Raw genomic sequence first — 20,148 nt, 5'->3', positions numbered from 1 at the left:
AGCTTCGGTGACGAGGAGCATATTTTGATTACTGGCTTATTTAAAATTCTAGTTGCCCAAGTTAAATAGAAGCTAACCAAATGGATAAAAACCAGCTAAATTTTCACTGCTGTAGTTTAGGTTCTGTTTAGGTAACGATGTGGTATAAAGGATGAGGCAGACTGGGCCGAAGTCTAACTATGAACGAAGGGAAGGACAGGATTTTGAGGTGACAGATATACGGAAGTCCACGCCTGAGCAGCTGGACATGAAGATCTGTATCCCTTTAAAATAGACCTACCGCTCTGCGGGAAAAAAAGTCGGAGGAATTCAGACAATGAACGAACGTTCGTGGCTCCACTCCAGGTGGATGCTTGCTATCGTTGCCTGCATGGCAGTACTGTACACGTTGATTATGGGCAACTTGCTATTTGTCAGCGGGAGGACGCCTGGCGTGAATTATCAATATAATCTGGTACCATTAGAGACAATTAAGCCCTTACTTTTTGAAAAGAACAGATACCATACGGAAGCCTGGGTGAAGAATCTGTTCGGAAACATTGTTTTATTCATACCGCTTGGAATATGGATACCATGGTTATTCCGCATGTGCCGAAAGTTTTTACTATTTACAGGTATTGTTGTAATGCTTTTGTTAGCTGTTGAGATTACGCAATTGATTACCCGTGTTGGTTCGTTTGATGTCGATGACATTATTTTGAATACGTTGGGTGCCTGGATTGGATACATAGGGTTTACCTTATTCATATATTCACAGAGAAAGACTCGAAAATAAACTGCGAATAGCGGTCAAAGATCGGGTCTTTTTGTGTTCATGGATCTTTTCTGTTTATAAGAAGAGCATTTCGGATAAAACATACTAACGGGTTATATAGTAAAGAGTAAAGAAAGCGAGGTGGTCTATATCGTTTGGTGGAAAGAGAGTGTGGTGTACCAGATCTACCCCAACAGCTTCAAAGATTCCGATGGGGACGGTCAGGGTGACTTGCAGGGGATATATGATAAGCTCGATTATTTGACTGATCTGGGCGTGGATGTAATCTGGATCTGTCCTATTTACGATTCACCTAGTCATGATAACGGATACGATATCCGTGATTATTACTCCATTTTACGTAAGTACGGCACGATGGAGGATTTCGACCGTTTGCTGGCGGAAGCGCACAAGCGTGGTCTCAAGATCATGATGGATCTGGTACTGAATCATACGTCGGATGAACATGCGTGGTTTGCCGAGTCACGTTCATCGAAAGTGAACCCGAAACGGGATTATTATATTTGGCGTTCAGGTAAAAATGGTCAGGTTCCAAACAACTGGGAGTCCTACTTTGGGGGTTCTGTGTGGAAGCATGATCCGGAGACGAATGAATATTATTTGCATCTCTATACTGAACACCAGCCTGACCTGAATTGGAACAATCCACAGATGGCAGAAGAGATGTATGAGATGGTGCATTGGTGGTTGCAAAAAGGTGTGGATGGTTTCCGTTTCGATGCGGTGGCCCATATCGCCAAGGCAGAGGGGTTACCCAGCGCACATAATCCGGATAATCTGCCGGTCGTTCCTGCGTACCAGCTTTTTTCCAACCTCGAGCAAGTACATTCGATTCTGAACAAACTTAACGACATGATCCTGAAGCCTTATGGTCCAATGACTGTTGGGGAGACTTCCGGGCTTGGACCGGAACAAGCGCTGGCCTATGTTGGGACAGATCGGAATGAGCTCAATATGGTGTTCCAGTTTGAGCATATGTTTGTGGATGCTCAATCATCCGGAATCGGCAAATGGAACTATCGGGAATGGAGGCTGCCCGAGTTGAAAGAAATAATGAGCCGCTGGCAAACCGTACTGCATAACAGAGGCTGGAATGCCAATTACATGGGCAATCATGACCAGCCGCGCCCAGTATCCCGTTTCGGTGATGATGGAAAGTACAGAGTGCGCTCTGCCCAAATGCTGGCTACGTGGATGCTCACCCTGGAAGGTACTCCCTACATTTATCAAGGGGAAGAGATTGGCATGACCAATGTTGCTTTTCCTGATATTGAGGATTATCGTGATATTGAAACGATGAATTATTATCGGCAGCATATTGGTCAGGGGCGAGCGAAACATGAAGTCATGCAAGCGATCTGGCGCAAGAGTCGTGATAATGCACGTACACCGATGCAGTGGGATGATACGAAACATGCCGGATTTACCGATGGTGAGCCATGGATTCAGGTGAATGCGAACTATCCTGAGATTAATGTGGAGGATGCCGAACGTGATCCCCAGTCCATTTTGCATTATTACCGTAAACTAATCGCTCTTCGCAAACAACATAAAGTACTCATCTATGGGGCATATGAGCTGCTTTTGCCGGATGATCCCGATATTTATGCCTATACCCGGACGCTGGATGATGAGCAGATGCTGGTTATTCTGAATTTCCGGCAACATGAGCCTGAGATGCAATGGCCTGAAGGGTGGAACGAGGAGAATGCCAAGATGGTCATCAGCAATGTCAGTAAACGATATTCCACCGATAAGGGCGAGATTCTTCTTCAGCCTTATGAAGCACGGGTTTATCGAATGCAGCGATGAGGCGTTATTTTGCTTTGGCGAAGAGTTTTGAATTATAATATAGGTTGAAAATCAAACTAACGAACGCATATGTCAGGAGGATACCAAGTTGCTGAATATTACTTACCACGGACACTCCAGTGTACAACTGGGCACAGAAGAGAAGTCGTTAATCATTGATCCTTTCCTGCGTGGCAATGAACTTGCTGTCACCAAACCGGAAGACATCAAGACCGATGCCGTTTTACTGACACATGCACATATGGATCACATTTTGGATGCTGAACCGATCGCCAAAGCCAACAATGCCAAGGTGGTTGCGATTGTGGAACTGGCTACATATATGTCCTGGAAAGGTCTGGACACTCTTGGCATGAACATGGGTGGAACGGTGGATCTTGGTTTTGCGCAAGCCAAAATGATTCAGGCTTTCCATACATCCGGGATCGTGCTGGAAGAGGAACAACGGATCATGTACGCAGGATTGCCTGCAGGATATATTATTAACATTGGTGGCAAAACCATTTTGCATGCCGGTGATACTAGTCTGTTCGGTGATATGAAAATGATTGGCGACCGCCATGATATCGACGTTGCACTATTGCCTATTGGTGGACATTTCACCATGGGACCGGAGGATGCTCTGCAGGCTGCTGAATGGTTCAATGCCAAGCTGACGATTCCAGTACATTATGATACGTTCCCGGTGATTCGTCAGGATGCCGAGAAGTTTGTGGAGCAGCTTGCTTCCAAAGGTCTGGAAGGCCGTGTGCTGGCACCGGGACAATCTCTTACCTTGTAATGCTCTATTAATCACTGTTCAATCATAAAAGCAATACAAAGCTAAAGACGAATATCACGTCAAGATAACTGACGTGATATTCGTCTTTTTTCGGTTCCAAGTTCAATTTAGCACGCCTCAGTTGGTCCGAATGACAAAATCTTGAAATCCCATTGTTGAGGTTCGAGCTGCAATGTTATAAAAAATTACACGGAAACCAAACGGAAATCCGAATTGACCGAAAAACAGGGGGAGCGTTCATGTCATTTGTGAAATCATTGTTTTTTCAAATTATTGTAGCGGTTATCATCGGGATTGGTGTAGGCATTCTGTGGCCTGATCTGGGCAGTCTGCTGCAGCCGCTCGGAACAGGTTTCATCAAGTTGATCAAAATGATCATTGCTCCATTAATCTTTATGGTGATCGTGACAGGCATTGCCAAAATCGGTGATCTGAAATCAGTCGGACGCATTGGGTTTAAAGCCATTCTGTGGTTCGAAATCGCTACGACGGTTGCGCTGGTCCTTGGACTCGGCACAGCGAACCTGCTTCGTCCGGGTGCAAGCATGAACGTGGACCCCTCGACCCTTGATGCAAGTGGCATCGAAGCCAAAACCAATGGCTCTGAACTGCCGCATGTCGTCGACTTTATCATGAATATTATTCCAACAAGTGTTGTAGATGCATTTGCACAAAATGCATTGCTGCAAGTGCTGCTCGTTGCCTGTTTGTTCGGGGTAGCCTTGGCAGCAACGGAAAGTAAGGCGAAGGAGAATGTGCTGACGCTAATTGAAAATGTACTGGGTATCTTGTTCCGTATTATTGGGTACATTATGAAACTGGCACCGATTGGAGCATTCGGAGCCATGGCATACACTGTTGGAGCATATGGTGCATCCACGCTGTCCTCCTTCGGCTTGCTGATTATTGCCTGTTACGAGCTGCGTTACTGTTTCTGGTGATGCTTGCACTAGCTGCCTGGTGGATTACAGGACTGAACTTTTTGCAATTTGTAAAATATACACGTTCCGAAGTGATGCTGGCGATTGGTACAGGCTCCTCGGAAGTCGTTATGCCTCGCATGATGGACAAGCTGACCAAAGCAGGCTGTGATCGTGCTGTCGTCGGCCTTGTGGTTCCAACAGGGTACTCCTTCAATCTGGACGGAGCCTCGATCTACCTGTCGCTGGCGACCGTTTTTCTGGCCCAGGCGGTTGGCATTGATCTGACACTGGGACAAGAGATTACGATTTTACTGGTGTTAATGCTTAGCTCCAAAGGAATGGCGGGTGTACCTGGCTCCGCATTCCTTGCTTTGTCTGCTACAGCAGCGGCTCTGAATGCATTCCCGGTAGCTGCTGTTGCCTTACTGCTCGGTGCGGATCGTTTCATGGACACCATGCGAGTATTCACGAATCTAATGGGTAACTGTGTTGCGGCATTTGTCGTGGCGAAGTGGGAAGGGCTGCTGGACCAAAAACGTATGCGGGCTGTACTGTCTGGCGAGATCAGTGCCGAAGAGCTGGAGAGAGAAGAACAAGCGTCGATATCCTCGGTGAAGTTGAACAAAATGGAACAGGGAAAAGGAATGGTTTCGACGGACATGCTGTAATAAACAGGAAGTGAAAGGGCTTCGTATGAACTTTTAACTGATCCTATCTTTAAATTTGAACCGTCTGTTTACCCGCATGAAATCATGGGGTAACAGACGGTTTTTTCGTTTCAGATACAGATATCATGGAGTTCTCGAACGCATGCAGCAAAATAATTGTTACAGAGGAATCATTAATGGGGAATGTGTAGAAGAGGGAAAAGATAGCATATTGAAGTTTCAACTTGTATATACATGTTTAGTTATGTAATATATAAATGGAGTTAGGCCAAGAGAACCACATAAGCAATACAATTTATTGGAGGCGTTAACATGAGTTCAACCAACACAACTTCATCATCGTGGTGGAAAACTTCCACGGTGTATCAGGTATATCCCAAGAGTTTCAACGATACAACTGGATCGGGCACCGGAGACATTCGGGGATTGACCGAAAAGCTGGATTACTTGCAACATCTCGGTATTGATATCGTGTGGCTGCAGCCCGTATATGTCTCTCCACAGCATGATAACGGTTATGACGTAGCGGACTATTATCGGATTAATCCTCATTTTGGTACGATGGAGGATTTTGACGAACTGCTTAAAGGTCTGAAGGCACGTGACATGAAGCTGATGATTGATATTGTGGTGAATCACTCTTCTACGGATCATGAGTGGTTCCAGCAATCGCGTTCTTCCAAGGATAACCCATACCGCGATTATTATATTTGGAAGGACCCTGCTCCGGACGGCGGTGTGCCGAATAACTGGCAATCCAAGTTCGGCGGACCTGCTTGGCAGTATGATGAGCAGACAGGACAATATTTCCTAACGTTGTTTGACAAAACACAGGCTGATTTGAATTGGGAGAACGAGCAAGTACGCAAGGCAGTACGGGACATGATCAAGTTCTGGGCGGAGAAGGGTGTGGATGGTTTCCGTATGGACGTCATCAATCTGATCTCCAAGGACCAGCGTTTCCCCGACGATGATGGTAGCGTTTCCCCAGGCGACGGACGTAAGTTCTATACCGATGGACCACGTGTGCATGAATACATTACAGAGATGTATGAAGAGGTGTTTGGACCACATAATATGGTAACGGTTGGGGAGATGTCTTCGACTACGCTGGAGCACTGCATCAAATATTCAAACCCTGCTTCCCGGGAATTCTCGATGACGTTTAACTTCCACCATCTGAAAGTGGATTATCCGAATGGACAGAAGTGGGAACTGATGCCTTACGATTTTGAAGCGATGAAACAGTTATTTAGTGAGTGGCAGACAGGTATGCAGGCAGGTGGCGGATGGAATGCGTTGTTCCTGAATAACCATGATCAACCGCGGGCGTTGTCTCGTTTCGCAGATGATGGCGATTATCGTGCTGAGAGTGCCAAAATGCTCGCTACGACCATTCATGGCATGCAGGGAACACCTTACGTATACCAAGGCGAAGAGATCGGGATGCCGAATCCAGTCTGGAACGACGTTAGCGAGTTCCGTGATATTGAATCGACCAATATGTATCGACTGCTTCAGGAAGAACGGGGCAAATCCGCGGAGGAAGCATTCCAAATTGTGAAAGAGCGTTCCCGAGACAATTCCCGGACACCGATGCAATGGGATGGAAGCGAGAATGCCGGATTTACAACGGGTACACCGTGGATCAAAGTGGATGAACGATATCCGTCGATTCATGTGGCTCAGCAGATGGCTGACCCGAATTCGATCTATTATCACTATCGCAAGCTGATTGCTCTTCGCAAACAGGTTGGTGTGCTGACCGACGGTCTGTATGAACGTTTGGACGATGCACATCCGGATGTATTCGCATACGCGCGGACCAATGGAAGCGAAACGCTGCTAGTGGTATCGAACTTCAGCAAGCGGGACGTAAAATTTGCTTTCTCTGAAGCCGTCTGGAATGACCACATTGCAGGTAAATCAGCAGAGCTGCTGATTGGCAATACGGAGGTATCGCCTGCACTCGAGCAAGAAATCTCCCTGAGCCCGTATTCATCCTATATGTGGCTTGTACCGCAACAGGACTAATTCACATTATATAAATGGGAAGTGACAATATGGCAATTGATAAAAAACAGGTTGAGGAGATCGTACGCGCGGTCGGCGGCAAAGAAAATATTGAAGCTGCAACGCATTGTGTCACACGCCTCCGTTTTGCCCTGTACGACGAAAGTAAAGTAGATACGGAAAGTCTGGAACAGAACGATCTCGTCAAAGGCCAGTTCTCCTCTCAAGGACAATTTCAGGTAGTCATTGGACCTGGGCTTGTGGATAAAGTGTATGATGAAATGATTCAGATTACCGGAGGCGAACGTGCTTCCAAGGATGACGTGAAGGCTGTTGCGGGTAAAAAGCAAAACCCGATTCAGCGTGCGATCAAAACGCTATCTGACATCTTCATCCCGATCCTGCCAGCCATCATCACAGCCGGTCTCTTGCTCGGTATTAATAACATTCTGACAGGGCCAGGCATATTCTTTGATGGAAAATCACTGGTGGATGTATATCCAGCATGGAAGGATCTCGCATCTATTATTAATACCATCGCGAGCACAGCCTTTACCTTCCTGCCTGCGTTAATTGGTTGGTCCGCTGTAACAAGGTTCGGCGGCAGTCCGTTGCTCGGGATTGTACTTGGTCTGATCCTGGTTCATCCCGACCTATTGAGTGCTTATGGCTATGCCAATGCAGTCAACGAAGGCACCGTGCCTACGTGGAATCTGTTCGGTTGGCATATTGAGAAGATCGGTTATCAGGGGCAGGTTCTGCCGGTATTGGTATCAGCCTATCTGCTTGCCAAGCTGGAGATTTTCCTGAACAAAAGGGTGCATGATTCGATAAAACTGCTGGTCGTTGCACCTGTCACTTTATTGATTACAGGGTTCTTGGCATTTACAATCATTGGTCCGGTTACATTTGCCATTGCGAATGGAATTACATCCGGCTTGATCTATATTTACGATTCATACGCGGCTCTGGGCGGTCTGATCTATGGTGGACTGTACGCATTGCTCGTTATTACAGGGATGCACCATACGTTCCTGGCGGTCGACGTACAGCTGATTGGTAGCCAGGGCGGAACGTTCCTGTGGCCGATGCTGGCGCTGTCCAATATCGCGCAAGGTTCAGCCGCACTTGCCATGATGCTTGTGCTTCGTGAGAAGAAAATGAGAGGACTGGCTGCAACTTCATCCGTCTCCGCCTTCCTCGGCGTAACCGAGCCGGCGATCTTCGGGGTGAATATCCGTTATCGTTACCCGTTTATCTTCGGTATGGTCGGTTCTGCGATCGGCGGTGTACTGCTTACGATGAATAATGTTCAGGCCACCTCTATCGGTGTAGGTGGCGTACCGGGATTCCTGTCCATTTTCCCGAATAAATGGGGAGTATTCTTCATCGGTATGGCGATTGTATTGGTTGTTCCGTTCGTGCTGACTGTTCTTTTTGGAAGAGCGAAGTTGAGAAAAGAAGACCGCAACGCAGATCAAGCTACTGTAGCTGGTGGTCAAACACCTTCAGCGAAATCCGCTTCTAGCACAACTACAACAAATGCAGTTGCAGAGCCACGCACACGCAGTGCTGCTCAAGTGGCGGATGAGCCTGTGAATACACTGGAAATCATGGCACCATTAACAGGTAAAGCTGTTCCGCTTGAACAAGTACCTGATCCAGCGTTTGCAGAGAAACAAATGGGTGAAGGGGTTGCCATTGAACCTTCTGGCAATCAGGTCGTTGCCCCGTTTGATGCTCAGGTTGCCCATGTCATCAAGAGCAAACATGCAGTCATTCTTGAGCACGCGAGTGGTTTGCAGATTCTGATTCATGTCGGGATTAATACGGTATCGCTCAAAGGCGAAGGTTTTAACATGCATGTTGAAACTGGAGAGAAGGTAAGAGCTGGGCAAACGTTGCTTGAATTCGACCGTAAAGTGATTGAAGCTGCGGGATATCCGCTCATTACGCCAATCATTATTCCGGATGGTCAGGACATGGTTGATCGGGTGGAGGTCACTACAGGTGATGTTACATCCAATCAGAACGGTGTGCTTAAAGTTCATTTGAAAGGTTAAGTATACGAACAAATGGGGAGCTGCGATATTCGCAGCTTCTTTTTTCATCTCGCTACCGAGATAAAGCTGAACACATACCAATTTGTATGGTTTTACTCTTTATAGATTCGTTTTTTTTATTTATATCGTGGTAAACTGTATCTAGGATACATGTGGCAAAATCTCATGTTCACAGCGATCGGAAAGCTTGTTTATCAGGACTATGCATGTTCAGGTTGAGAAGTTCATATGGTTCAAAGAGAGTGGCTAGTCAATGGACGGAGGGGGAGAGCCATGACTCGTGTTGCGGTAATGGTCATTCATGGTCTGGGTATGCAAAAGGAAAATTATGCGGATACACTGATTTCGCGTTTGCATAAGGAATTGGATCAAGTTATGGTGTTGCCGGGAGCAGCCAAACAGATGCTGGATATTGAGCCTGTATTTTGGGCTGACGTATTTGAGGATCGGGAAGAGGCGCTGTTTCAGCAGCTTGTCAGCTCTCAAGGATTGAACTATCAAGTGTTACGTCGATTTGTAATACATTATCTGGCGGATGCCGTCGCGTATCAACCTGTGGAAAATCAAGGGCATAACTATGATGCGGTACATTATACGCTGAATCGGGCGATGCACGCACTTGCACAGCGGAACGGGCCAGAAGCTCCACTCTGTATCATTGCACATAGTTTGGGCGCGGTGATTGCAAGTAATTTTTTCTATGATCTGCAATATCCGTCTACTCGTACACCTTCCATCGTGGATGTTACTTCCGCATTGGAACGGGGAGATACCTTAACGAACTTTTATTCCTTTGGAACGACGTTGCCATTATGGAGCTTACGGTATCAAGATTTTAGCCGGCCGATTCAGGTGCCTTCACCACTGGCAGGTCAGTACTTTCCTGGGCTGGAAGGGGAATGGATTAACTTTTATGATCGGGATGATATTCTGGGTTACCCGCTGCGCCCTATTGATCCTGCCTATGAGGTAGCGGTCAACGAAGACGTGGAAATTAACTCTGGCGGTGTAATTGGGAGCTGGAATCCGTTGAGTCATGGTGGATATTTCTCGAATGGAACCATGAATCGGAGAATCGCACAAGGTTTGGCGCGAACATGGACGTGGGTGAATCGTGGATCAGGTTAAATACGGGAAATGGAAGGAGGACCATAATTATGGAATGCAGGACAGGCTGTGCCGCATGCTGTATCGCAATTTCGATCTCATCGCCGATACCCGGGATGGCTAACGGCAAGCCCGCAGGTGTGCGTTGTGTACAGCTGACGGAGGACAATCGCTGCGGAATCTTTGGTCAGAAAGAACGCCCCGCTGTATGCAGCGGATTACAGGCCTCGGAAGAGATGTGTGGCAGCACGGACCAGGAGGCGTTTGAACGTTTGAGCTGGCTGGAGCAGGAAACTGCCCCGAGTTCAGCGTGACAGAGTTGTTTTGAGGGAAAAGGATAATTATACTTAATATGGAAGGGGATTGAGATAAGAAAGGGGTATGGGATGAATGGAACTTGCCAAGCGGTTTGTAATGATCGTTTTGAATATGATTGGAGAACTGTGGATGGGCTTCTACAGGCGAAATTCAGACTTCTATGACAAGCAGACATCAGGGGCAAAAAGCAAACTTGGCTATTATGCATTTATTATTGGGGCGACCGCTGTAACCGTGTGCATTGTGAGCTGGATGTATAGTCAGGTTTATTCATAAAATGAGCAAACACATAAAAGAGAGTATCCGTACGCTGGAAATCAGTCGGATACTCTCTTTGGTATGTCCACTTCCTATTTAGGTGACCGAAGAGTGGGTGCTCACCTCTTTTTTCCTCAACATATGCATGAGAATTATCTTAAGGAGCGAAGAGACGATAAAGAAAATAAATAAGATGCGAAACAACTGATATCCGGAGACCACCGATAGGTTGGCATTGACTTCATGAGCCATGATACTCATTTGGTCCATTCCGCCAGGTGCCATGCTCAGCAATGATGTAGCCGCCGAGAGGGAGAACATCTTCATTAATATATAGCTCAAGCCAAGCGAACCTGCAATGAGGAGAACACTGCTCGTGATTGCGAGTGTTATGGTTTGCATTTTGCGTTGCAGCTGCTGAGGACGAAGCATCAGACCCACATGACTGCCAATCATCAATTGCGAAATGTTAAGCAGGGACGACGGCAGATTGGGTGTGTGCATTGTTGTGCTTAATTGAATAACACACATGACGATCATGGGCCCAAGCATAAACGCTGTCGGAAACCGAAGCTTGCGTGCAATCCACGCACCAGCGACACAGAGCGGGGCATAGAGCAAGATTTCGGGAAAGAGTGTTGCCCAAGTTGTTGTCTCGATCATTGGTTGGTGCAAGCCTCGACCTGTCGTTCCGCCGATCCATGGACTAAACAGCAGGAACGGAACACAGAATACAATCATGATCAGGCGCGTGACCTGCAAAAAAGTAACGAGCGTCAGATTGATGGATTTCATCTCATCCGCAAGGGAGACCATCTGCGACAGCCCACCAGGAATGCTGCCAACCAGCAGGGAGGGAAAGTCAAAGTCTGTCAGCTTTGAAGCAACATAGGCGGTCAATGTACATAATCCGATTAAGAGCAGGGTCATGAGCAACATCATAGGTAACTGGTGCAGAATGCCTTGCAGTGCTTCTCTCGTCAGTGTTAATCCGATGGAGTAACCCACGATTAGAATACCATAGTCCCGAATGGAAGCGGGCCACATGAGCGGCAGCTTGGCAATCTGTGAACCAACCAGCATAAAAAACATCGGGCCAAGAAGCCAAGGAATAGGAGTATGGATCACTGTAAATAGTAACCCGCCAAGAATGGAGACACCCAAACTTAGAAAAAACCGAAAGACAACGTGGGAACCGAGCTTGTGCATCAGTTCCATCCGCGTTGTCTTCCGGCTGCATGAGGTAGATTGAAGTACATGTAAGATCACTCCTGATGATATGATACAATGATTGATCCTTGGACGGTGATTGGTTCATTACGAAGCAGGACAGGTAGCTGATTTATCCACTGTCCTGCTGAATGGTTATCATTTATCTGTTCGCCGCGAGAACACGGGCAGATGGCTTCGGTTCTTTGAACATCATATAGTACATCAGCGATGAAATCACGTATAAACTGCCTGTAATGCTGAACGTGATCGCGTAACCCCAATACGTGCCATAAGTGGTTACGAGGTAGGATTGAACGGGTCCCATCGTAGCCCATCCAATCATAAAGGCGGTCTGCATCAGTGAATTGGCGATTCCACGGCGTTTGTCCGATACTCTGTCCACCAGAATGGCGGATTGAATCGGATTAGCTGCATTCATCAGCGCTTGTCTGAATAAGAAACTCACCGAAGCGATGAGCAGCAGATTCGTGAAGCCGGTCAACAGCAGGAAGGGCAGTGACATGATCTGAAAGATGACGACAGCTCGAACACTGCCCACCTTGGCCGCAAGTGTAGGTCCAATCAGCATCGATACAATGGTCATGATCTGACCTAATGAAATGAGTAGACTCATGGCACTTAAGGATACCGAAAAACGGTTGGTGAAATACAGATTCAAATAAGGCACAACCAATCCAGAACCAAACCCAATTAATAATTGGGTTATGACAAATTGACCGATCAAACGGGAATCTTTCTTTTGGTTAAGAGTATCGTTATTACTGCCTTGTTCTACGGAATGAACGACATCCTGTTTGCCATCGGTTGCAGATGTTGCAGATTCAATGACAGGTTGCGCCGGAGTATCCGCTTGCGGAGCCTTCTTATCTTCGGATACAAATAACATCGGAATAAACGCAACCAGTGTAGCTGCACCACCTACGAACAATACTGTCTGCAAACCCGTAACTTTGGCAAGGCCGGCCGTATGAAGCAGGTCTGCAAAAACGCCACCACCTAAGCTGCCGAGTACCTGAGAAGCGAGTACGAGGGAGGAGTAGTAGCTGAACATCTTCAGTCGTTGACTTTTCTTCACATTCTCAGCGAGGAAAGGAATGGCCAGTACTTGAAATACGCCAGCGAAAAGTCCTGAAAATACAGCAAACCAGATCAGTCCGCTGGCAGAATAATCGAAGGAACGGCCAATCAGAAAGATTCCGCTGAACAATGCGCCGGTAATCAGCAGCCGCTTTCGGCTGAAGAAATCGCCGCATAGTCCGATGGGAACAAACATAATCGCTGTCGCAAGTGATTGAATACTCACAATCTGGCCGTTCATTGTATCATTGTAGCCTAGACCCTGAATGTACAAATTGTACAAGACAGAGAACATGCCATTTCCGATCTGATACAAGATGCTTGCCAGAAAAAACAATTGAATATTGCGGGACCAGCCCCGAATTTCAGCATGAATCTGTTGTAGAAGTCTCAAGTGGTTTCCCCCAGTCTGCCTGTGCAGTGATTTTAGTTTAACAGGAATGGGGGATTTGAGGAAGAATTGACCACCGTTTATTTTGCAGTAGGGGATTCCAGCACTCGGGCAATCACGAATCCATCGTAGCCTTTAGTGCCTACAGTCTGCAGTGCTGTAGCTTCAAGACGCGGGTTATCTGCAATTAATTTCAGGAAAGACTGAACGCCCTGAACTCTATTGTCCGTACTGTCTGCATTGACAACTTCGCCGTCCCTGACGATATTGTCACCAATAATCAGACTTCCCGGACGAGCCAGACGCAGCGCCCATCTCAAATAGTCGGGATTACTCGGTTTGTCAGCATCAATGAAGATGAAATCAAAGGGTTCTCTGTACTCTTCCTGAACGTCGGGAAGCGTAGTCAGGGCAGGACCTACTCGAAGATCAACCTTGTGCATAAGTCCTGCACGCGTGAGGTTGGTTCGTGCCATCTCTGCATGGCGTGGCTCTGCTTCCAGTGTGACGATACGTCCGTGGTCGGGAATGGCTCTGGCCATCCAGATCGTACTGTATCCGCCAAGCGTCCCGATTTCCAGCACACGAGTTGCGCCTTGTATTTGAAGCAGGAGCTGAAGCAATTTCCCTTGATTAGGTGCTACATCATGAGCGGGCAAGCCGGCTTCCGCATTGGTACGTAGTGCCTGCTCCAGCAGGGAATCCGAGGGGATTAATAAGGTGTTCAAATAGTTGTCGACTTGACTCCAGGTTTGCTGTTGAGCAGAACCATTCACATTGTTCATCGTTATCTGTTCCTTTCCGATTGCATGTATTGGATTTCATACTTAAACTATAAAGCGAACAGATACATAAATAAAATATATATTATGTATGTTAATATAACTTTAGATTATATATTTCAAGTGAAGGAGGTGTAGCGGTTGAATTTGCACGGATTACGATTGTTTCATGCTATTGTGAGATATGGGGGAGTTACGCGTGCGGCGGAAGAACTCAACATTAGTCAGCCAGCGGTATCCTCTCAGGTAAAGAAATTTGAGCGGGAATTGGGCATTCCATTATTTGCTTCGGAAGGGAGAAGACTGGTTCTTACCGATGCTGGAATGCAATTAACAGGCTACGCGGAACGTCTGTTCATGCTGGAGCAGGATGTCGAGAACTTTGTGCAGGATTTTCGGGCAGGCAAGAAGGGGTTGATTCGTCTTACCGCAACCTATTTGCCCTCGAATTTTCTTCTGCCGGGCTGGATTGCCCGCTTCAAGCAAATGCATGAAGATGTGGAGCTGGTTGTGAGCACAACCAATACTCGGATGGCTTTTGACCAACTGCTGCGTTATGAGGCCGAGATTGCAATTTATGGTGGAAGTGGCATTACACATTCAGGTGTTCATTGGGACGAATTGTTTGAAGATGAAATGTGGTTTGTGGTACATCCCGATCATCCTTATGCGGGAAAGGAAATTGAGCTTCGGGAGATGGTGGCAGAGCCCTTCATTATGCGTGAAGAAGGCAGCGCTACACGGGAGCGTCTCGTCTCTCTTTGCACAACAAATAACCTGGCCGCTCCCCGCATTGCGCTTCAGTTCAATGGGTTGAACGAAACAATTAGTGCGGTGAAGGCAGGTTACGGGGCCAACTTTATTTCTTCTCTGGTCGTAAAGGAAGATGTACAACAGGGCAGGTTGGTACGTGTATTCGTTCGAGGTGTACAGTTGAAAAACACGGTAGCCGTATGTACACGAGCAGGTGAAGTGTTATCTCCTGCCGCACAGCATCTGGTTGAACTCATCAGACAGGAAACATCATTAATGAAATGAAATAAACTAGTTGAAAAATTGCATGAGAGCTAACGTTGAACGTCATCCGTCGCTGTTTTGTTCGCTCCTCTGGAGTATAATCGGGCGTACAGGGTGACTCCACCAACGATCAGAACAGGTATCCATACTGCCATCATAGGTACGTGGTGGAACAACATCGCAGCTAGAATAACGCCGCCCAAATAGATCACAACGGCACCTGCACGAAGGTAGGAATCTACTGATAGCGCTTTGACCAGCGAGCGGATATTGGCGTGTCGCAGTCGCTGAAGGATGCTTACCGCATCCTCAACCACGGCGGCCAGATTATTGGTGAGCACGGTCGTCGAGATACCGGCAATTCCAATGCGGCGTGCTGCAGTCGTTTGCATCCCCATGGCTGTGGCCAGCATGGCAATCAGCAGATAGGATAGTTGTTCCGAATATGGACTGATCATGGCGATGGCAAAGAGCAGAAGCAATATACTTTCTACAGTGAACACGGAGGTGACTCGCGAAGACCAGCCATTTTTCGTCTGCACATGTCCAATCATGTGTGCAGCGATGGCATTTCCGGCAATAAAACCAATGAGGGCAAGGAGTGCACGCAGCACAACAAATTCCTGAGCACGGGCAATTGCGATCCCCAGCAGTACAATATTGCCCGTCATATTGGCTGTGAGCACATGCCCCAGTCCCAGGTATCCGATCACATCGACCATTCCAGCAGACATGCATAACAGCAGCATTGCGTACTTTTGGAGGGTATTTTGATTCATAATCATCCGTCCTTTCCAAAAACGTAACCCCTCCAGTATACATCCACAACGCATGATCCTTCAAAATGAAGTTTATGATGCCAGCCAATTTTTCCATAGCAGCAAACATGTTTAAATCGTCCCCATCTTGAAGCTAAGGAGCTGCGAGCCAATCAAACATATTGTTCACTGCCGCCTCATGCGCGCTTTCCTGAAAGCGATGATCCTGCCCCCCATAAGCGTGAAACGTAACGTTGGCACCTCTGCGTTTCAGCCAATGATACATCCGGGTTCCATGACTGTAGTTCACCTGCGTATCAGACGTGCCATGCATGATCAGCACAGGACAATGGAGTTTGTGTGCCTTCGACAAGGGGGAACGGGCGATATAAGCCTCCGGAACTGAACGTGGTGTACCGCCCAGCACTCTTTTCAAAGTACGTCTCAAGTCGGTTCGTTCATGATAGGTGCGTTCCACATCGGCGACACCGCTCCAAAGCACTAGTTTATGTACCTGCTGAGGACCCTCATTGTAGGTTGTTGCTGTATGTACGGCATTAATGGCTCCACGCGAAAATCCCATCATTGAAATTCGCTTCGTATCGGCAAAGGGCCACTCTTGTACAAGTCGATAAGCGGCATGTACATCCTCGGCATCTCGTCCGCCATATTCGTCATGTCCTTCACCACCCTCGTTACCACGATATGATGGAGCGAACACGATATAACCTTTACGGACAAATTGCTCCAGCCAAGTGGTATTTACCCCACCATAGTTGCCCAGCCCACCCCGGCAATAGATCAGAACCGGCCAACGTGCATCAATACCGTCCATGGTGTGTTGTTCTACAGGAGGGTAGCGGCTTGCGAGCTGTTGCATTTGCATAGATTCTTGGGTCACGGTGAAGCTTTCGAAGGCAGAGCTGGTATGGGGGTCTTCTAATTGCGAGAAGGCGGGTAAGGAGCACCCGTCAGGCAGGCATAAATAGCCTTTTACCCGAAGCGCATCGGACGAATACGTCACATGATAGAGCAGGGGAATCGACCTCTTTCATCGGAAATGGCGAGCCAATTGACAATGATTCTTCTTTAGGATGCGCCTAAACGAGGTTCCCATACCTTTCCGTCAGCAACAGCCGTTCGGTGCGAGAAATTCGTTTATTGGCTCCATTTGATTTATAATGGTTCAGGAGACATGTGGATTGACCTCTGTCCTCTTATTTATAAAACTAACTTTAGTGTGCACGAAGAAAGGAAGAAAACCATGATGAACGCTCCACATCCGATTGATCAATTCAAGAAATTTAAATATGAAATTACGAGATTTATGATGATCTATAAATTTGCTTTGGATCAAATGGAGACCAAAATTGAAGTGCTGAAGGAAGAATTTCAGTCGCTGCATGATTACAGCCCGATCGAACATACGAAATCCAGATTAAAGTCACCTGAGAGTATTATGAACAAGATGTTTCGTAAAAATCATGAGTTAACTTTTGAAAGTATCAAGGAAAATATTAAGGATATCGCCGGTGTACGTATTACCTGCTCCTTTATCTCCGATATTTACCGCATTAAGGATATGCTGTGCAATCAAAGTGACCTGCGTGTGCTGGAAGTGAAAGATTATATCCAGAATCCGAAGCCAAACGGTTACCAGAGCCTTCATCTTCTGGTTGAGGTGCCTGTTTACATGTCTAATGGACAAGAGCGGGCGTGTGTGGAAATCCAGATTCGTACCATCGCGATGGATTTCTGGGCGAGCCTGGAGCATAAGATCTTTTATAAATACAATAAGGATGTTCCTGAGCGTTTAACGAAAGAACTGAAAAGTGCAGCAGACTCTGCCAACGCATTGGATCAGCAAATGGAGAGACTTCACCGGGAGATTCAGGAGATCAAGGACGCCGAGAACGAACGTGATGAAGAAGAACTGCGCCGGATTATCATTAACAATCAACAGTTCACACTACCTTCCAACCTGCTCAAGCTGCTGGGAGACGGGGAACACTAAGGAAACGAGAACTACCGCAGGGAAAGGAATATGTTATTCATATGAAAAGTACACTAGCTTCATTAAGCACCAATTCTACATCCCGTGTACGTATGGCATTGATTCTGGGGACACTATCGGCCTTTGGCCCGCTGTCCCTGGATATGTATTTGCCGGCGCTGCCCACACTGGCCGATGAGTTCCAGTCATCCACTTCCTATGCGCAGCTTAGTCTAACTGCATGTATGGTCGGACTGGCGGTAGGGCAGCTGCTGGCTGGACCTTTAAGTGATGTGCGTGGTCGTCGTACACCGCTTATTGCGGGCCTTATACTTTATACGATTGCTTCCATACTCTGCCTGGTCAGCCCAACGATGGGCTCCTTTGTTGTGCTGCGTTTCATTCAGGGTGCAGCAGGAGCTGCGGGAATAGTCATCTCGCGCGCAGTGGTGAGGGATGTGTATTCCGGTCCAGAACTTACCCGTTTCTTCTCCCTCTTAATGCTGATTAATGGGGTCGCACCGATTGCTGCACCAATTATAGGCGGGCAATTGCTTGCGTATACGTCGTGGCGCGGCGTATTTATTTTGCTGAGTATCATCGGTATTTTGACTTTAGTTGCTGTCGTGGTTGGTCTTGGTGAGACACTGCCTACAGAACGACGATCCAGCGGAGGACTGAAGCAGACGCTGGTTACATTCCGCAAAATCGCAGGGGATCGCCTGTTCATGGGATACGCTTTAACCCAAGGGTTTGTATCTGCTGGCATGTTTGCCTACATATCGGGTTCGCCGTTCGTGCTTCAAAAAATATATGGCATCTCCCCGCAAATGTTCAGTGTCTGCTTTGCCATTAACGGTATCGGTATCATACTGGCAAGTCAGATTGCCGGAAGACTTGCGGGTAAAGTATCTGAAACCCGTCTATTAGTCGCCGGGCTGATAACTGCTGCTCTGGGAGGAACTTCACTGCTCATCGCCATTCTGGCGGGAGGTAATCTGATTTCGGTCCTGATCCCGTTATTTCTTGTGGTATCCAGTGTGGGTCTGGTTAATACGGCTTCCTTCGCACTGGCGATGGCCAATCAGGAGAAATCAGCAGGCAGTGCATCAGCACTTATCGGAGTGATGACGTTCCTGTTCGGTGGTATTGTCGCTCCACTTGTGGGTCTTGGAGGAGAAGGCACAGCCGTGCCAATGGGCATTGTAATCGCTTGTGCAGATCTTGGCGCATTGCTGATATACTTTTTGATGGTAAGCAAAGGCAAGAGGGGTATACGTCGGGATAAACAACGGTTGGCGTGAAATGTATTGCCTTGTTGTTCTGATTTGAAAAATGTATTGCTCGCAATAAAGAATATTTTGACAATAAAAAGCGCTCCAGTTGGAAGGCTCATTCCTTCAACTGGGGCGCTTGTTCTATGTCTGAACGTGCTTTAGCAGAGAGCAAACAAAATCTGTGTATTAAGCAGGATACCTGGAGTAAGGAACGGATAGAAGTAACCGATGACAAAACCGAACAGATTGGTGGAAGGCCACATTAAGTAAACGTCATTGTACGTGAATACAAGAGACCAGCGGTTATAACAGAAATTTTGCAGTACACGTTGCTCGGGATCACGAGGTGTTGCTACTCCTGTTTGGGCAAATTGCACAGCCTGGGTCAGATTCTGGGGCTGTTGCTGGATAAATAGTGGTAGAAGACCAGGGCTGCTTTTGATCAAGTTATACAGAAAAACCATTTCTGCCGGGGGCTGACCTACTGGGCGAGGATAGGCACCAAGCAAGGTAGGCAGATTGCCTTGTGATAGCTGAGCGGGTACACCCGGTGCCGTACCGGGGACGCCTCCAGGAAAGTAAGGAGGTTGACCACCACTAGCTCCGCCCGGAATGAATGGGGGATAGGAACCTGGTGCTCCTGGGAAACCTGGCACTGGCTGACCTCCTGGAGCGCCTCCCGGGAACAGCGGCGGCAATTGAAACGAACGATCCTCATCATATCCTGAATAACTGTTATAAACGTAATCCATGTACGAACATCCTTCCTGTCATCGTATTCTGGAATCAGCATATGGCGGCATCCGCCTAAATGTGAATCGTTGGAATGAAGGTGACTTCGACCTTAAAAGGCAAAAGCTGCATTGACAACTTCGTTGATAACAATTATCATTGTCAATGGA

At 47.3% G+C, this 20,148-nt stretch carries 19 protein-coding genes; 13 read left to right on the top strand and 6 right to left on the bottom strand.

Translation table 11 applies throughout. From position 1 onward, the window contains the following. The first annotated feature begins 316 nt into the window (after positions 1 to 316). The 10 genes from CS562_RS00565 to CS562_RS00525 all read left to right on the top strand — a co-directional run bounded on the left by CS562_RS00565 (position 317) and on the right by CS562_RS00525 (position 10,736). Entirely contained in the window at positions 317 to 775 is a 459-nt protein-coding gene (locus CS562_RS00565; protein ID WP_076290983.1) for a VanZ family protein, read from the top strand. 120 nt (positions 776 to 895) lie between these two features. Beyond that, the gene (locus tag CS562_RS00560) at positions 896 to 2,587 is read left to right on the top strand and encodes a glycoside hydrolase family 13 protein (protein ID WP_099852780.1); all 1,692 of its coding nucleotides are present in this window, start codon (positions 896 to 898) and stop codon (positions 2,585 to 2,587) included. An 88-nt stretch (positions 2,588 to 2,675) separates the two neighbouring features. Further along, positions 2,676 to 3,368, top strand: coding sequence for a metal-dependent hydrolase (locus tag CS562_RS00555; protein WP_063563389.1), 693 nt, complete (start codon positions 2,676 to 2,678; stop codon positions 3,366 to 3,368). A gap of 239 nt (positions 3,369 to 3,607) precedes the next feature. Beyond that, on the top strand, positions 3,608 to 4,309 hold the full coding sequence (locus CS562_RS33275; RefSeq protein WP_257219270.1) for a cation:dicarboxylate symporter family transporter: 702 nt from the start codon (positions 3,608 to 3,610) through the stop codon (positions 4,307 to 4,309). A gap of 41 nt (positions 4,310 to 4,350) precedes the next feature. Then, a complete protein-coding gene (locus CS562_RS33270) occupies positions 4,351 to 4,959 on the top strand; it encodes a cation:dicarboxylate symporter family transporter (RefSeq protein ID WP_373561657.1) in 609 nt (202 codons plus the stop codon). A 312-nt stretch (positions 4,960 to 5,271) separates the two neighbouring features. Next, a complete protein-coding gene (gene treC, locus CS562_RS00545) occupies positions 5,272 to 6,993 on the top strand; it encodes an alpha,alpha-phosphotrehalase (protein WP_099852777.1) in 1,722 nt (573 codons plus the stop codon). A gap of 29 nt (positions 6,994 to 7,022) precedes the next feature. Next, complete coding sequence (gene treP, locus CS562_RS00540; RefSeq protein ID WP_099852774.1) at positions 7,023 to 9,035, top strand: PTS system trehalose-specific EIIBC component; 2,013 nt, start codon at positions 7,023 to 7,025, stop codon at positions 9,033 to 9,035. Between the two features lie 273 nt (positions 9,036 to 9,308). Beyond that, positions 9,309 to 10,163: a chemotaxis protein gene (locus CS562_RS00535; protein WP_099852771.1), complete on the top strand. Its 855-nt coding sequence runs from the start codon at positions 9,309 to 9,311 to the stop codon at positions 10,161 to 10,163. 29 nt (positions 10,164 to 10,192) lie between these two features. Beyond that, positions 10,193 to 10,456 carry a YkgJ family cysteine cluster protein gene (locus tag CS562_RS00530; protein WP_076290989.1) on the top strand — a complete coding sequence of 88 codons (264 nt, stop codon included), beginning with the start codon at positions 10,193 to 10,195 and terminating at the stop codon, positions 10,454 to 10,456. A gap of 76 nt (positions 10,457 to 10,532) precedes the next feature. Then, complete coding sequence (locus CS562_RS00525; protein WP_099852769.1) at positions 10,533 to 10,736, top strand: hypothetical protein; 204 nt, start codon at positions 10,533 to 10,535, stop codon at positions 10,734 to 10,736. Between the two features lie 78 nt (positions 10,737 to 10,814). Here CS562_RS00525 and CS562_RS00520 read toward each other — a convergent pair whose 3' ends face one another. The 3 genes from CS562_RS00520 to CS562_RS00510 form a co-directional block, all read right to left on the bottom strand. Next, complete coding sequence (locus CS562_RS00520) at positions 10,815 to 11,936, bottom strand: AbrB family transcriptional regulator (protein WP_099852766.1); 1,122 nt, start codon at positions 11,934 to 11,936, stop codon at positions 10,815 to 10,817. Between the two features lie 154 nt (positions 11,937 to 12,090). Continuing rightward, a complete protein-coding gene (locus CS562_RS00515; protein ID WP_099852763.1) occupies positions 12,091 to 13,422 on the bottom strand; it encodes an MFS transporter in 1,332 nt (443 codons plus the stop codon). 77 nt (positions 13,423 to 13,499) lie between these two features. Next, the gene (locus CS562_RS00510; RefSeq protein WP_099852761.1) at positions 13,500 to 14,204 is read right to left on the bottom strand and encodes an O-methyltransferase; all 705 of its coding nucleotides are present in this window, start codon (positions 14,202 to 14,204) and stop codon (positions 13,500 to 13,502) included. A gap of 138 nt (positions 14,205 to 14,342) precedes the next feature. On the opposite strand from CS562_RS00510, the gene CS562_RS00505 reads away from it, so the two are divergent. Further along, positions 14,343 to 15,239, top strand: a complete 897-nt coding sequence (locus tag CS562_RS00505) for a LysR family transcriptional regulator (protein ID WP_099852757.1) — start codon at positions 14,343 to 14,345, stop codon at positions 15,237 to 15,239. A gap of 29 nt (positions 15,240 to 15,268) precedes the next feature. Here CS562_RS00505 and CS562_RS00500 read toward each other — a convergent pair whose 3' ends face one another. After that, on the bottom strand, positions 15,269 to 15,997 hold the full coding sequence (locus tag CS562_RS00500; RefSeq protein ID WP_180286988.1) for a YoaK family protein: 729 nt from the start codon (positions 15,995 to 15,997) through the stop codon (positions 15,269 to 15,271). Between the two features lie 133 nt (positions 15,998 to 16,130). Further along, complete coding sequence (locus CS562_RS00495; protein WP_257219269.1) at positions 16,131 to 16,877, bottom strand: alpha/beta hydrolase family protein; 747 nt, start codon at positions 16,875 to 16,877, stop codon at positions 16,131 to 16,133. Between the two features lie 366 nt (positions 16,878 to 17,243). Between CS562_RS00495 and CS562_RS00490 the strand changes: the two genes are divergently transcribed. After that, positions 17,244 to 17,990: a GTP pyrophosphokinase gene (locus tag CS562_RS00490; protein ID WP_076291139.1), complete on the top strand. Its 747-nt coding sequence runs from the start codon at positions 17,244 to 17,246 to the stop codon at positions 17,988 to 17,990. A gap of 41 nt (positions 17,991 to 18,031) precedes the next feature. After that, positions 18,032 to 19,273 (top strand): multidrug effflux MFS transporter, encoded by a 1,242-nt coding sequence (locus tag CS562_RS00485; protein WP_099852751.1) that lies wholly within the window; start codon positions 18,032 to 18,034, stop codon positions 19,271 to 19,273. Positions 19,274 to 19,404: 131 nt separating this feature from the next. On the opposite strand, the gene CS562_RS00480 is transcribed toward CS562_RS00485, so the two are convergent. Beyond that, a complete protein-coding gene (locus CS562_RS00480) occupies positions 19,405 to 19,998 on the bottom strand; it encodes a hypothetical protein (protein WP_099852748.1) in 594 nt (197 codons plus the stop codon). Between the last annotated feature and the right edge of the window lie 150 nt (positions 19,999 to 20,148).

This window comes from Paenibacillus sp. LK1 (assembly GCF_002750415.1).
Classification (GTDB): domain Bacteria; phylum Bacillota; class Bacilli; order Paenibacillales; family Paenibacillaceae; genus Paenibacillus; species Paenibacillus taichungensis.
The sequence above is the reverse complement of the archived record's forward strand: the minus strand, read 5'-3'. Positions and strand labels throughout refer to the sequence as shown.

Excerpts from the sequence above, each read along its gene's own strand:
- CS562_RS00565 (WP_076290983.1), top strand. The coding sequence starts at position 317 with ATGAACGAACGTTCGTGGCTCCACTCCAGGTGGATGCTTGCTATCGTT.
- CS562_RS00480 (WP_099852748.1), bottom strand. The coding sequence starts at position 19,998 with ATGGATTACGTTTATAACAGTTATTCAGGATATGATGAGGATCGTTCG.
- CS562_RS00520 (WP_099852766.1), bottom strand. The coding sequence starts at position 11,936 with ATGGAACTGATGCACAAGCTCGGTTCCCACGTTGTCTTTCGGTTTTTT.
- CS562_RS33275 (WP_257219270.1), top strand. The coding sequence starts at position 3,608 with ATGTCATTTGTGAAATCATTGTTTTTTCAAATTATTGTAGCGGTTATC.
- CS562_RS00500 (WP_180286988.1), bottom strand. The coding sequence starts at position 15,997 with ATGAATCAAAATACCCTCCAAAAGTACGCAATGCTGCTGTTATGCATG.
- treC (WP_099852777.1), top strand. The coding sequence starts at position 5,272 with ATGAGTTCAACCAACACAACTTCATCATCGTGGTGGAAAACTTCCACG.
- CS562_RS00535 (WP_099852771.1), top strand. The coding sequence starts at position 9,309 with ATGACTCGTGTTGCGGTAATGGTCATTCATGGTCTGGGTATGCAAAAG.
- CS562_RS00530 (WP_076290989.1), top strand. The coding sequence starts at position 10,193 with ATGGAATGCAGGACAGGCTGTGCCGCATGCTGTATCGCAATTTCGATC.
- CS562_RS00510 (WP_099852761.1), bottom strand. The coding sequence starts at position 14,204 with ATGAACAATGTGAATGGTTCTGCTCAACAGCAAACCTGGAGTCAAGTC.
- CS562_RS00490 (WP_076291139.1), top strand. The coding sequence starts at position 17,244 with ATGAACGCTCCACATCCGATTGATCAATTCAAGAAATTTAAATATGAA.
- treP (WP_099852774.1), top strand. The coding sequence starts at position 7,023 with ATGGCAATTGATAAAAAACAGGTTGAGGAGATCGTACGCGCGGTCGGC.
- CS562_RS00525 (WP_099852769.1), top strand. The coding sequence starts at position 10,533 with ATGGAACTTGCCAAGCGGTTTGTAATGATCGTTTTGAATATGATTGGA.
- CS562_RS00485 (WP_099852751.1), top strand. The coding sequence starts at position 18,032 with ATGAAAAGTACACTAGCTTCATTAAGCACCAATTCTACATCCCGTGTA.